Origin of the sequence: Pseudidiomarina woesei, from assembly GCF_001418345.1 — a bacterium.
GTDB lineage: Bacteria > Pseudomonadota > Gammaproteobacteria > Enterobacterales > Alteromonadaceae > Pseudidiomarina > Pseudidiomarina woesei.
In genome coordinates, this window is sequence record NZ_LIPW01000006.1 from 93,863 (window position 1) to 107,139 (window position 13,277).

At 49.2% G+C, this 13,277-nt stretch carries 11 protein-coding genes; 9 read left to right on the forward strand and 2 right to left on the reverse strand.

Features of this window, described 5'->3' with window-relative positions; all coding sequences use genetic code 11:
• Positions 1 to 3 precede the first annotated feature (3 nt).
• From pepP to ASC40_RS09605, 3 genes are read left to right on the forward strand one after another with little or no spacing between them, the layout of a single operon-like run.
• Positions 4 to 1,326, forward strand: coding sequence for a Xaa-Pro aminopeptidase (gene pepP, locus ASC40_RS09595; protein ID WP_055439587.1), 1,323 nt, complete (start codon positions 4 to 6; stop codon positions 1,324 to 1,326).
• Positions 1,311 to 2,513, forward strand: a complete 1,203-nt coding sequence (ubiH, locus tag ASC40_RS09600; RefSeq protein WP_055439588.1) for a 2-octaprenyl-6-methoxyphenyl hydroxylase — start codon at positions 1,311 to 1,313, stop codon at positions 2,511 to 2,513. The genes pepP and ubiH overlap by 16 nt, the downstream gene beginning before the upstream one ends.
• A 3-nt stretch (positions 2,514 to 2,516) precedes the next feature.
• Complete coding sequence (locus ASC40_RS09605) at positions 2,517 to 3,665, forward strand: UbiH/UbiF/VisC/COQ6 family ubiquinone biosynthesis hydroxylase (protein ID WP_055439589.1); 1,149 nt, start codon at positions 2,517 to 2,519, stop codon at positions 3,663 to 3,665.
• Here ASC40_RS09605 and ASC40_RS09610 read toward each other — a convergent pair whose 3' ends face one another.
• Positions 3,666 to 4,523, reverse strand: a complete 858-nt coding sequence (locus ASC40_RS09610) for a LysR family transcriptional regulator (RefSeq protein ID WP_055439590.1) — start codon at positions 4,521 to 4,523, stop codon at positions 3,666 to 3,668.
• A 208-nt stretch (positions 4,524 to 4,731) separates the two neighbouring features.
• On the opposite strand from ASC40_RS09610, the gene gcvT reads away from it, so the two are divergent.
• The 6 genes from gcvT (at position 4,732) to ASC40_RS09640 (ending at position 12,643) form a co-directional block, all read left to right on the forward strand.
• The gene (gcvT, locus tag ASC40_RS09615) at positions 4,732 to 5,814 is read left to right on the forward strand and encodes a glycine cleavage system aminomethyltransferase GcvT (protein WP_055439591.1); all 1,083 of its coding nucleotides are present in this window, start codon (positions 4,732 to 4,734) and stop codon (positions 5,812 to 5,814) included.
• 79 nt (positions 5,815 to 5,893) lie between these two features.
• Complete coding sequence (gene gcvH / locus ASC40_RS09620; protein ID WP_055439592.1) at positions 5,894 to 6,283, forward strand: glycine cleavage system protein GcvH; 390 nt, start codon at positions 5,894 to 5,896, stop codon at positions 6,281 to 6,283.
• A gap of 94 nt (positions 6,284 to 6,377) precedes the next feature.
• Positions 6,378 to 9,263, forward strand: coding sequence for an aminomethyl-transferring glycine dehydrogenase (gene gcvP / locus ASC40_RS09625; protein WP_055439593.1), 2,886 nt, complete (start codon positions 6,378 to 6,380; stop codon positions 9,261 to 9,263).
• 160 nt (positions 9,264 to 9,423) lie between these two features.
• On the forward strand, positions 9,424 to 9,675 hold the full coding sequence (gene brnA, locus ASC40_RS09630) for a type II toxin-antitoxin system BrnA family antitoxin (protein WP_055439594.1): 252 nt from the start codon (positions 9,424 to 9,426) through the stop codon (positions 9,673 to 9,675).
• Between the two features lie 286 nt (positions 9,676 to 9,961).
• The gene (locus ASC40_RS09635) at positions 9,962 to 10,552 is read left to right on the forward strand and encodes a hypothetical protein (protein WP_055439595.1); all 591 of its coding nucleotides are present in this window, start codon (positions 9,962 to 9,964) and stop codon (positions 10,550 to 10,552) included.
• Positions 10,553 to 10,597: 45 nt separating this feature from the next.
• A complete protein-coding gene (locus ASC40_RS09640) occupies positions 10,598 to 12,643 on the forward strand; it encodes a UvrD-helicase domain-containing protein (protein WP_055439596.1) in 2,046 nt (681 codons plus the stop codon).
• A gap of 425 nt (positions 12,644 to 13,068) precedes the next feature.
• Here the strand turns inward: ASC40_RS09640 and ASC40_RS11885 are convergent, their stop codons facing one another.
• Complete coding sequence (locus tag ASC40_RS11885; RefSeq protein WP_153827366.1) at positions 13,069 to 13,224, reverse strand: hypothetical protein; 156 nt, start codon at positions 13,222 to 13,224, stop codon at positions 13,069 to 13,071.
• Between the last annotated feature and the right edge of the window lie 53 nt (positions 13,225 to 13,277).

Genomic DNA, 13,277 nt, shown 5'->3' on the forward strand with positions numbered 1-13,277 from the left:
CATATGAAGCTTTCGCTGCCGTTAGACGAGTTCAAAAAGCGCCGTGCGCATATTTTAAAAAAGTTAACCAAGGCATCGCCAAATGCGATGGCGGTTATTCCCGGCGCGCAGCTGCAAACACGCAGCCGTGATACGGAATACCCGTTTCGCCAAGACAGTGACTTTTTTTACTTAACCGGGTTTGACGAGCCTAACGCCTTGTTGGTTTTGGCGCCGAACGCCGATGACCCCGTGCAAATATATTGCCAACCCACTAGCCCGAGCGAAGAAGTTTGGCATGGCCGTCGGCTTGGCGTCGATAAAGCGGCTGATGCACTTGGCGTAGACTTTGCTGCCAGTAGTGAAGACGCCGACGACTATTTGTTTGCCTTGCTAGACGGCGCGGAGCAGGTGTTTTATCCGCATGACAAACCCGAATTGGCAGCGCAACTGAGTATGATTGCTGATGAGCTTCGCGCAGCCCCGAAAAAGGGCCATCAAGCGCCTACCGCGTGGGTAGATATCAACCCGTGGTTGGCAGATATGCGCATTATCAAGAGCCCAGCAGAACTTGACCTGATGCGTCAAGCGGCAGCCATTAGTGTGGCCGCCCATAAACGCGCGATGCGCTTTGCGAAGCCCGGTAAATTTGAATACCAAGTCGCAGCAGAAATACATCATGAATTTGCCATGCACGGTGCGTTGTCACCGGCCTACGGTACTATTTGTGGCGGTGGCGAAAATGCCTGCATTTTGCACTACACCGAAAATCAAAGTGAACTGCGCGATGGCGATTTGCTGCTCATTGACGCAGGTGCTGAGTTTGCTGGTTATGCCGGTGACATTACCCGAACCTTCCCAGTCAACGGCCGCTTTAGCGCCGAGCAAAAAGCCCTGTATAACGTGGTGCTTGCGGCGCAAGAAGCGGCGCTTGCCACATTAAAGCCCGGTAGTGACATGGCCAAAGCATTTGAAGCCGCCGGTGACGTGCTAACCACGGGATTGCACGAGCTCGGCATATTGCAGGGCGACGCGCGTGACCTGATGGAAAACCACGCTTTCCGGCCGTTTATGATTCATGGTCTTGGCCATTGGTTAGGCCTTGATGTGCATGACGTGGGCACTTACACCCAAGCTGGTAAAAAGCGTAAGTTTGAACCTGGCATGGTTTTAACTATTGAGCCTGGCATTTATATTCCAACCGGCACCGAAGGTGTGGATAGTAAGTGGCACGGCATTGGTATTCGTATTGAAGACGACGTCATTATTACCGAAACGGGCCATGAAAACATGACCGCTGCGGTACCCAAAACGGTCGAAGAGATAGAGCAATGGATGGCCGGGTAAACGCAGCTGAGCCGCAGATGGCGCCGTTGGTTATTGCTGGCGGCGGGCTGGTTGGCGCCTTAACTGCGCTATTGATAGCCCGCGGCAGGCCCAACTGGACCGTTCACGTGCTTGAACCACAAGCGAATGGCCCAGCCATGGACAAGCGTACGATTGCCTTGGCGGCCGCCACAGTGACGTTATTAGAGCGCATTGGCGTATGGCAACAGGTTGCTGAGTTAGCCAGCCCAATTGAACATATTCATGTGAGCGATCGCGGACATTTAGGTATGACGCGCTTGCATGCCTCGCAACATGACGTTGCAGCTATGGGCCAAGTGATTACTGCGGCAGCACTGAATACCGCACTGTATAAAGCGTGTTTAGCACAAACTAATATTACTTGGCATGGTGGCGCTTGGTTTAAAAGCGCTGAACGCCATGCCAATCATATTAACGTTGACTATCAAATTAAGCACAACGACAGCGAACAAACCCACACCATGGCCGCTCAGTTGCTGGTGGGGGCCGATGGCGCGCGCTCGCAAGTGCGTGCAGACGCCGGTATTGCGATGGCGCACACCGACTACCAGCAGTTCGGTATTATCGCCACGTTAACCTTGTCAGAAGACCTTCAAGGTTGGGCTTATGAGCGTTTTACAGACACCGGGCCCATTGCCTTATTACCCATGGCAGAACGCCAAGCCTCATTGGTGTGGAGCCTTGCACCAGAGCAAGCTAATAGCATATTGCAGCTGCCAGACCACGAGTTTTTAGCACAGTGCCAAAAGGCCTTTGGCTATCGGGCAGGGCGCTTTGTTGCGGTGAAAGACAAAGTGCAATACCCACTGCAACTGCACCTGGCGCAAACTAGCATTGCGCACCGCACGGTGCTTATTGGCAACGCGTCGCATACCTTGCACCCTATAGCCGGGCAAGGCTTTAACTTGGGCGTGCGCGACGCCATTGCGCTTGCCGAGCAGTTAACTGGCGCGCAGGAACCGGGCAGTTACAAGGTGCTGAGTGCTTATAACAAACAGCGCCAAAGTGACTACCAACGAATTATTGGCCTAACTGACAGCTTAGTGCGTGGCTTTTCGAACCAACATGTGCCCTTAGTCATGGGGCGCAATATCGCTTTATTTGGGCTCGATAATTTGCCGCCTTTGCGTGATATTTTCGCCAGACAAACCATGGGGTTTCAGTAACACATGAACCACCAAAAAATCATCATTGTGGGGGCCGGCATGATTGGCCTCAGCATGGCTTTAGGCTTACGCCAACAGGGCCATCAGGTTGATGTGATTGAACGTGGTTCACGCCCTGAGTATGGCCAAGAACCTGAATTACGCGTTAGTGCCTTAGCACATCACAGCCGCGACTTGTTGCAGCAACTTGGCGTGTGGCAACAGCTACCAAGTCAACGTTTAGGCCCTTATACCGCTATGGACGTGTGGGATCACGATAGCTTCGGGCGTATTGAGTTTGCGGCCAACGAAGTGAACGCCGATGACTTAGGCGCAATTGTTGAAAACCGCGTGTTAGAACAGGTGTTGTGGGACGCGGCATTACAGGCGGGGGTTAGCATTCACGCCGGCGTAGCGGTTGCCGAACATAGTGTTAATGAGCAGCAGGTGTCGATTAGCCTAGTCAATGGGCAAAAATTCTATGGCGACTATCTTATTGCCGCTGACGGCAATCGGTCGACCATTCGCGAGCGAGCGCGCTTGCCGCTAAGTTTTTGGGACTACCAGCAAACGGGTATTGTCGCTGTTATTAACACCGAGTTACCGCACCAAGGTATTGCCCGCCAAGTGTTTTTACCAAGCGGGCCCATTGCTTGGTTGCCGCTCAATAATCCGCATCAAGTGTCGTTAGTGTGGTCGGCAGACACTGAGCTAGCAGAACAACTGCAAGCGCTTGACGACAAAGCCTTTATGCAGCGCCTACAGGCTGCGAGCGATAGCTGCCTTGGGCAATTGCAGCTCGCCTCGCAACGCGCAGGGTTTCCGCTGCGCATGCAATATGCCCAACGTTGGCTGCAGCAGCGCTTAATATTGATTGGCGACGCCGCTCACAGCATTCACCCACTTGCAGGGCAGGGGGCAAACCTCGGTTTTGGTGACGTCATTGACTTGTTGCAGGTGTTTGCCGACCAACCATCGCCAAAATCTTTGCGGGCTTGGGAGCGCCAACGAAAAGCCGCTGCAGTGACCATGATCACAGCCATGGAAGCCTTCAAACGCGGTTTCGGTAGCGCTAATCCGTTGCTAAAACTAGCCCGTGGTGTGGGTTTTCAGGTGGCTAATAACACCAAGCCGCTCAAACGCATGCTAGTGAAAGCAGCGCTTGGTGAATAGCTAAATACGTTCTTGAATAAATTGTGCCAGTTGCCGCGCCGCTTGGTTGTCGGCGTCGGCTTGCCACATGGCCACGTTCACCTCACCTAGTTCGGGCAAGGCTGTGGTGCCGTTGCGCTGCAGTCGCGCTAAATTATCGGGCACCGTGCTTTGTGCCAGCACAGTCAACCCAAGGCCGCTTTCAATAGCTGCCGTTAAGCCCGAAAAATCAGCGTTGGTAAAACTAATACGCACGGGAATATTAGCCTGACGTAGCGCCGTTAAAGCGCGGCGCCGATAAATACACCCCTCAGGTGCCACAACCAAAGGCAATGGCTCTTGCCCGTGCTGTATGTCGTGCTGGGCACCCACCCAAACCAACGGCTCTTGTTTTAATATCACCATGCCAGGGCGCATGGATTTTTTGTCGGGCTCTTTTAAGGCAATCACTAAATCAAAATGCGCTTGCTCGTCTTTCAGCAAATCTTTGCTCAGCGCTGAGGTTACTGACAGCGACACATTCGGGTAGGCCTGTGCAAATTGCCCGAGCACCTGGGGCAGAATTTTGCTAGCAAATTCACTGGGAATACCTAAGCGTACTTGCCCCGAAACCGAGGGCTCGGTAAAGCGCGCAATAATTTGATCATTTAAACCCAATAACTGCCGCGCTTGCTCAAGTAATTCACTACCCGCTGGCGTTAGGTGAATGCGCCCACCGCTGCGACTGAGTAACGACACCCCAAGCAGCTCTTCTAAGCGCTGTAACTGCAGGCTAATGGCGGGTTGCGAGCGATTTAACTGCTGCGCAGCAGCGGTATAACTTTGCAGTTCATAAATGCTAATAAAGGCGCGTAAAGCTTCTAACGGGAGGTGCTGCATGATTTCTGCTCACAAAACAGGCGTTTTTCGTTAATTTGATAACTGTAATTTATACGATTTACAAACTTATTTAAAATTTTTATGAAAGCATAAGTAATATTCATTTGTTGCGAGGGCTTTCGACCTCTATAATTCGCGGTAATTTTTTGAATGCGCGCACAGCTAAAAAACAGACTGCGCATCCACAACAAAAAAGGACAATTAGGTCATGGCAAATCGTACTCCTTTATATGACGCGCACGTAAAAGCTGGCGCGAAAATGGTGGACTTTCACGGCTGGGACATGCCGCTAAATTATGGCTCGCAAATTGAAGAGCATAACGCGGTGCGTAACGACTCAGGCGTTTTTGATGTATCGCACATGACCATTGTTGATGTGTCTGGTATTGATGCAAAACCTTTCTTACGCCATTTATTGGCCAACGACGTGGCCAAATTAAGCATTCCTGGTAAAGCGCTCTACAGCGGCATGCTGAACGAGCAAGGTGGCGTAATTGACGACTTGATTGCCTATTTCTTCTCGGACGAATCATACCGCTTGGTGGTGAACTCGGCCACCCGTGAACAAGACATGGCGTGGATCAACAAAGCCGCCGGCAGCTTCAAAGTCACTATTACCGAGCAACCAACTTTGGGCATGCTTGCGTTACAAGGGCCGAAAGCCGAAGAAAAACTTAAATTAGTACTGGGCGACGAAGCGTTTGCTGCAGTAGATGGCATGAAGCCATTTATGTCACAGCAAGTGGGCGATTATTTCATCGCAACCACCGGTTACACCGGCGAAAAAGGCTATGAAATTGCTGTGCCTGGCGACAAACTTGAGCCGTTATGGGACGCCTTATTGAACGTTGGCGTTCAGCCATGTGGTTTGGGCGCACGTGACACCTTGCGTTTAGAAGCAGGCATGAACTTGTACGGGCAAGACATGGACGAGAGCGTCACCCCATTAGAAGCAAACATGGGCTGGAGCGTAGCGTTTGAACCTGCTGATCGTCAATTTATCGGTCGTGAAGCATTAGAACAGCAAAAAGCAGCTGGCCATGCCAAGCTAGTTGGCTTGGTGATGAAAGACAAAGGCGTATTGCGCCACGGCCAAAAAGTGATCGTAGAGGGCGGCGAAGGCGTTATTACTTCGGGCACCTTCTCACCAACCTTAGGCTTCTCGATTGCTATGGCGCGCGTGCCAGCAACCGTAGGTGACACCGCCGAGGTGGAAATTCGCAAAAAATTAGTTACAGTAAGCGTGGTTAAACCTAGCTTCGTGCGTAACGGCAAGTCGGTACTTGCTTAAGTACTTGCGTAAGTACTTGCCTAAGCGTTCACAACCTTTTGATGAATTGAGTATCTGAATTATTTATAAGGAACAGAACATGAGCAATATTCCAAAGGAACTTAAGTACGCGTCAACGCACGAGTGGGTGCGCAACGAAGGCGACGGCATTTTCACCGTAGGTATTACTGAGCACGCACAAGACTTGCTTGGCGATATGGTGTTCGTTGAATTACCTGAAGTAGGCGACGCGGTTGCCGCTGGTGACGACGTTGCCGTGTGTGAGTCAGTAAAAGCTGCGTCTGACATTTATGCGCCAATTGCTGGTGAAATTGTTGAAGTAAACGAAGAACTTGAAGATGCGCCAGAAACCGTAAATAACGACCCATTTGGTGACGGCTGGTTATTCAAAATTAAAGCCGAAGACCCAAGTGAGGTTGAAGGCTTGCTTGATGCCGAAGGTTATCAAGCAGTTATCGACGAAGACTAAGCGCTCGTTTTGTGAACAAGCCCCGGCCAATTTTGCCGGGGTTTTGTGTTTCAATTGTCTTGTATCAACCCGAAAGCTAGGGGACTTGAAGTAAATGACGACTACTACGCTGAAGCAGTTAGAAAATCACGGTGAATTCATTGCGCGCCACATTGGCCCAAGCGCAGACGAAGCAGCAGCTATGCTGGCTGAACTGGGTGTAAACTCACTTGAAGAGCTTACCCAAGACACCGTACCTGGCGCTATTCGCCGCGAACCGTTCTTGTCTATTGGCGCGCCAATGACCGAGCGTGACGCGTTGGCTCGTTTAAAAGCCATTGCCAGCAAAAACAAAGTTTATAAGTCATTTATCGGGTTAGGTTATTACGACACCCTAGTACCAAACGTTATTTTGCGTAACGTGTTGGAAAACCCAGGTTGGTACACCGCTTACACGCCTTATCAGCCAGAAATTGCCCAAGGCCGTTTGGAAGCCATTTTGAACTTCCAACAAATGACCATGGACTTAACCGGTTTAGAGCTTGCGAGCGCTTCTTTGTTAGACGAGGCCACTGCAGCAGCCGAAGCTATGGCTATGTCAAAGCGCGTGAGCAAGAGCAAGTCAAACACCTATTACGTGGCTGACAATGTGTACCCACAAACCATCGACGTGGTGAAAACCCGTGCCGAGCAGTTTGGTTTTGAGGTCATTGTTGGGCCAGCACGCGAAGCGGACAACCACGACGTATTCGGTGCGTTGTTGCAATACCCAGACCGTAACGGCGAAATTCACAACATTGAAAAGCTGATTGCTGACATTCAAGCCAACAAAGGTATTGTTGCCGTCGCGGCCGATATTATGAGCTTGGTGTTGTTGAAGTCGCCTGGCGAAATGGGCGCCGACATGGTATTCGGCTCAGCCCAGCGCTTTGGCGTACCTATGGGCTACGGTGGTCCACACGCCGCATTCTTTGCTACCCGTGACAAATACAAGCGCTCGCTGCCAGGCCGTATTATTGGTGTGTCTAAAGACACCCGCGGCAACCAAGCATTGCGTATGGCCATGCAAACGCGCGAGCAACACATTCGCCGCGAAAAAGCCAACTCAAACATCTGTACCGCGCAGGTATTACTGGCCAACATGGCCTCGTTCTACGCGGTATATCACGGCCCACAAGGCCTAAAAACGATTGCCTCGCGCATTAACCGCTTAACCGACATAGTGGCGTTAGGCTTAAAAGAAAAAGGCGTGAAGCTGGTAAACAGCCATTGGTTTGACACCTTAACCTTTAAACTTGAAGGTAATACTGACGACGTTCTAGCTCGCGCTGACAACGCTGAAATTAACTTACGTGTAGACGGCAACGGCCAGTTTGGCGTGAGTTTAGACGAAGCCAAAACTCGCCATGACGTTGACGCCTTATTCGCCGTGCTGTTTGGCGATGAGCACGGTTTAGAAGTTGATGTATTAGACTCACGCGCAGCTTCTGGCGACGTAGAATCTATTCCAGCTGCACTGCGCCGCGAAAGCGCAATTTTAGAGCACCCAGTGTTCAACAGCTACCACTCTGAAACCGAAATGCTGCGCTACATTAAGCAGTTAGAAAACAAAGACTTGTCGTTGAACCACAGCATGATCTCACTGGGTTCGTGCACCATGAAGCTCAACGCTACCGCAGAAATGATTCCGGTAACTTGGCCAGAGTTCGGCCAGTTGCACCCATTCTGCCCAGTCGACCAAGCGCAAGGCTACGCAGAATTGCTCAGCACCTTGTCAGAGTGGTTAGTGGATATTACCGGTTACGACGTGATGTCGATGCAACCAAACTCAGGCGCACAAGGCGAGTACGCCGGCTTGTTGGCGATTCAGAAGTACCATCAAAGCCGTGGCGATGCGCACCGCAACATCTGCTTAATTCCAAGCTCTGCACACGGCACCAACCCAGCTTCAGCGCAAATGATGAGCATGAACGTGGTGGTGGTTGACTGTGACAAGAACGGTAACGTTGATTTGGCCGACCTAAAAGTCAAAGCCGCCGAAGCGGGCGACAACTTGTCGTGCATTATGGTGACTTATCCGTCAACCCACGGTGTGTACGAAGAAGGCATTAAAGAAATTTGTGACATTGTGCACGCGCACGGCGGCCAAGTATACCTAGACGGTGCCAACATGAACGCGCAAGTAGGCGTCACCTCGCCAGGTTACATTGGCGCAGACGTATCGCACCTGAACTTGCACAAAACCTTCTGTATTCCACACGGTGGCGGCGGCCCGGGCATGGGCCCAATTGGCGTGAAGCAACACTTAGCGCCATTCTTGCCAAACCACAGCGTGATAAAAATTGAAGGCACAGGCGCCGACAACGGTGCGGTATCAGCAGCACCATTTGGTAGCGCGAGCATTCTGCCAATTTCGTGGATGTACATTGTCATGATGGGTTCACGCGGCCTGCGCGAAGCAACTGAAGTAGCGATTATGAACGCGAACTACATTGCGAAGCACTTAAGCAAGCACTACCCAATTTTGTACAAAGGCCGTAACGACCGCGTTGCGCACGAGTGCATTATTGACCTGCGCCCATTAAAAGACGCCTGTGGCGTGACCGAAATGGACGTGGCAAAACGCTTACAAGACTACGGCTTCCACAGCCCAACCATGAGCTTCCCAGTAGCGGGCACCTTAATGGTTGAGCCGACCGAGTCTGAGTCAAAAGCTGAACTAGACCGCTTTATTGAAGCCATGATCAGCATTCGTGAAGAAGCCAAACGCGTTGAAGCGGGTGAGTGGCCAGAAGACAACAACCCACTGCACAACGCGCCACATACCTTGGCCGACATTGTTGACGCCAACTGGGAACGCCCATACAGCCGCGAACTTGCCGCATACCCTGTGGCCGCCGTGAAGGTGAACAAGTTCTGGCCAAGCGTGAACCGCATTGACGACGTCTACGGCGACCGTAACTTGATGTGTAGCTGCCCAGCGGTGGATACGTATCGTTAATTGGTTGTGCTGTGATGAGGAAGGCGAGCTTTTTAGCTCGCCTTTTTTTTGTATCAGTCAGCACTTATATTTGCGACGTGAGTAAAAAGGAAATAGATTATACTCAAATATTCGATGAGGTTATGATGCGACGCTCACGAAAGAAAAGAGGTTGAGCTTTATGAAAACCAAGAGTTTTGACGAAAAATTCGATGCTAATAAAGAAGATATTACCGACGACTTGGATCTTTCTACCGCACGGCGAGTAAATCAGGAATCTAAGCGCATTAATGTCGACTTCCCGCTGTGGATTGTCGAGTCTTTAGATCAGGAAGCTGCCCGTATTGGCGTGACGCGGCAATCACTCATTAAAGTTTGGTTGGCAGAACGGCTGAGCCTTGAACAGACGAATCAGCGGGACGCTGGTTGTTAATCGGCGCTCAAATCAAAATAGGATCTCTTGATTGCTTCCGTTAAGAGCGAGGAACGGACCATCGGGCTTTTTGCTTAATTTAACTAGTGACTCACTTTTCTATCATTAATAACGAAGGGTGACACCAATTAGGCTCATAACACTTAAACTCTGCAATATTTTACGTTTTGTTGATTTGCTTATTTAAGTCCTTTATTCTCAGTCACATAATGAAAAATATAATATTTGTATATTGTTCGCACGCACAATATACAAATATTATATTTTCCTAGAGTCAGGAGGATACTTGGAAGCTTGTAATACATGGCAGTGCATTAACAGTTTCGCGCCCTGGCTATCTGCTGTTGGTATGATCGTCATTTCAGGTATTGCACTTTGGCTGTCAGTACGAGATAGGTTTCTTCGTCTTGGCGCAAGCTATAGTGGCGGCTTTATTCCAAGCAGCGACCCTATGAAACTAGATACTTATGTTTATGTGCTGGACTTTGTGAATATAGGTGCCAGAGACGTACAGATAGTAAACTTCGAGTGGCATTGGAAACATGTACCGTTATTCAAAAGGCAGCGTACATTTTTATCCCCCTATCTGGATGAGCGCGTAGTAAAGTATTGCTCTAAATTTCCAATGCGACTAACTGATGGGGAGTCCGCAACACTTTTCTTTCCTGCTGATTTTATAGAAAAGCTTGATGCGCCTGAAAACTTTCTCTTCCCAACCAGTAGAATAAAGGCCTTTTTCAGGATTTTTACTTCCGAGATTTACTTGTGTACGAGCGTTGGTAAGAAAGTAAAAGCAGATATGAAATCAGGCATGCGTCGGGAAATATGGCGCAGATACAAAAAATATAACAAAGCAATTCACGCGACAAGCGCGTGATTGCGGCATAAGCTGTCTTGTGACAACCGGGAGAGGACTAGGTGCATGAACTATAAAACTGAGCTAAAGGGTGATTTCGAAACCTTTCAGAAGCATCCGGATACGCCGATCTTCCATCGCCTCAAGTTCGACAGCACCAGCATCTATCTAACGCAAAGTGCATTCCACACTCTATTGGTTGCAAAGAACCAAAACGAGCATTATAGAATTTTTTCTTGGGATGATTGGCGAGCAAAACCATTGCTCGGGTGCGAACTCGGGCATGCTAGCCCTAATTTAGGCTTCGTATGCTTAATAGGACGATACACGCCAACCACCGATGACTTGACAGATGTTCAGTACGAGTCTGAGGAGGGAAAGGCATACTTTGAATCAGCAAAAGAGGCATTCGATCAGGCCTCCCCAAGGAAAGACAAGAAGAAGCGCTTGATAGATCCACGCGATATTATGCGGATGGAGGAAATCATCCCAACCGGTGTACAAGGACGAGCAATTTACGGTGAAGGAAACTACATCATTGACGGGCCGGCCGGCTCTGGAAAATCCACGACGGTGCTTCAAAAAATCAAGCTTCTTCAGAAAAACAGTGGGATCGCATCCGACAGAATAGCGGTCTTAACAAAGAGCCAAAACGCGCGGAAAGAATTTGAGAGTTTGCTCTGTAAGATTGAAGCAAAAAGAGTGAAGGTTTCGGTCGTAGAAGATTTCCTTCGCGCAGCGACGGGACTGGAAGTTGATGCGTTAGATGACAACTACAGATCAGCTTGGAAATTGGCCGTGAACCGCGCTCGAAGGATTTCAATGATTCAAGAAGATCTTCGCCGAATTAGATCCAACAATCTGCGTGAGATTGGTGGCGACGACAACGAGGCGTTATCTGCATTTCGATCAGACGAGGTAGCGCTATCCTTGTTTCGTGAGTATGTTTCACGCAGGTCGGAACTTTGTGCTTACCTTCTAAGCTCATCCGATGAATCGCGCACGAGGCGGCTTAAGATTCAAGCTGACGTTGCTGAATTTAAGATGAAATACAGGTCCAAGTTGATTCGTGAGGGGACAAGAAGAACAAGGCCAGCGATTGCCACAAAAGATGGCGAATTAAGCTTAATTGACGAAGCAAAGCTTCGCGAGGCCACCTTCAAGTACAAGGAGAAGCTAGAAGGTGAGCTGGAAAAATTCAACAAAGACCGTAGCAAGAAAGCATCCGACAAGGCAGATGCGATCCGTGACATAGTGGTATCTTTGCGAAATCAAGTTACTTCAAAGAAGTTCGCTGCGGGTATCTTTAATGGCCATTTGCCTCAATTTCTATTTCAACTACAAACGAAGAAGCTTCTAGGGGGCGACCAACCATTTCATACGCTGATCGTTGATGAGGCACAGGATGTTCCATTGTCAAAACTTCGGGTTCTTTGGCTGCTGTCGGAAAATTTGATCTTAACCGGCGATGAAGTGCAGAGAGAGAACCCTGATGGGATTGGAAAGTGGTCAAATTTAGGGGATTTGAAAAAGGCCTTTATTAAGGATGAGAAACTAAACATCTTCGAACTTAATCACAATTTTCGGCAAACACTTGAACTCGGCGAGTTCAGCTATGCGTTTCGGCAATCCGTCCTCGGCCGCCCGATCGGCGACATAAGTGATGAATATTTCGAGAATCAGAGGGGCTTCAGAAAAGCGCAGCTGGCCCGCGTTTCTGATGGTATTGCGTTTTGCAGCTTGGTTAAACAAAAAATTTCCCTTATCAAATCGGAATTTTCTGATTTTTTTCCTCTGGTCATCTTTTATGAGAATAAGGTAAGCCTTGATCGGATGATAGGGGCACTGGAAAGCGGAGGTGTAGATTGGTCTATGGATGGAACTGAAGATGCCTCAGTTATGTTCGTTTGCGTATCGGATATTGCTGGGCGCACGTTCCCTACCGTGCTTTCGCCTCTGACAAATAATACACCTTCCAACTCACTTTATGTCATGATCAGTAGGGCAAAGTATGATCTTTGCTTGTTTTGCGGCGAAAAGGTCAGCGTGAACGATCAAGTTGAGAAATTGCTCAGTGCTGGCTATCTGGTGTCCTATCAAGCAGACAGCTAACAAATCGCTGCAGCTGACGTTTAAGGAGGCTTGGATGAGTGGTGGAGGTTCGAGTTATTCCATGCTTGTTCTGTTCTCAGTTGTCTATCTTATGTTGGTGGTTTTGTCGTATGTAAAAAATCGCATGCCAACAACATTGCGCTCAGACCATGGTCCTGAGAGGGGGGATTACACTGCCATCGAAACGAGCACCGAAGTGCTTGTTGACGCTTGAATGCAGCAATGGATCAATTAACTACCGTTGTTTTGCACAAAATAGACTTTAAAGGTGGATCAGTTTTCAACCGTTGTTGACACGTTAAAGCACCGGTTGATTGATAATACGTCAACGTCTGCTACTGGCACTAATTTGATAGTCAACTAAGAGCGAACAGCGGACCTTTTGACTTTCAGGTTACTGCAACTAGTGACTAGCCGTCGCGTTATTAGTAAGTGATGGTGTCGCCAGCGATGTACGGCACATTCACTTCGGCGATATTGCGTGTTTTGTTATTGTGTTGTGTGTTTAAGTCGTTTACTGTCAATGACATAACAAAAATAAAGGTTGGATATTGTGCGCTCGGTAGAGCGTAACTGAGCATGCTCAAATTGCCTTTGCTAACTCGGATTCTTTCAAGTTAGGAATGCCTGCTTG

Excerpts from the sequence above, each read along its gene's own strand:
- gcvH (WP_055439592.1), top strand. The coding sequence starts at position 5,894 with ATGAGCAATATTCCAAAGGAACTTAAGTACGCGTCAACGCACGAGTGG.
- gcvT (WP_055439591.1), top strand. The coding sequence starts at position 4,732 with ATGGCAAATCGTACTCCTTTATATGACGCGCACGTAAAAGCTGGCGCG.
- ubiH (WP_055439588.1), top strand. The coding sequence starts at position 1,311 with ATGGATGGCCGGGTAAACGCAGCTGAGCCGCAGATGGCGCCGTTGGTT.
- pepP (WP_055439587.1), top strand. The coding sequence starts at position 4 with ATGAAGCTTTCGCTGCCGTTAGACGAGTTCAAAAAGCGCCGTGCGCAT.
- ASC40_RS09610 (WP_055439590.1), bottom strand. The coding sequence starts at position 4,523 with ATGCAGCACCTCCCGTTAGAAGCTTTACGCGCCTTTATTAGCATTTAT.
- ASC40_RS09605 (WP_055439589.1), top strand. The coding sequence starts at position 2,517 with ATGAACCACCAAAAAATCATCATTGTGGGGGCCGGCATGATTGGCCTC.
- brnA (WP_055439594.1), top strand. The coding sequence starts at position 9,424 with ATGAAAACCAAGAGTTTTGACGAAAAATTCGATGCTAATAAAGAAGAT.
- ASC40_RS09640 (WP_055439596.1), top strand. The coding sequence starts at position 10,598 with ATGAACTATAAAACTGAGCTAAAGGGTGATTTCGAAACCTTTCAGAAG.
- ASC40_RS11885 (WP_153827366.1), bottom strand. The coding sequence starts at position 13,224 with ATGCTCAGTTACGCTCTACCGAGCGCACAATATCCAACCTTTATTTTT.
- gcvP (WP_055439593.1), top strand. The coding sequence starts at position 6,378 with ATGACGACTACTACGCTGAAGCAGTTAGAAAATCACGGTGAATTCATT.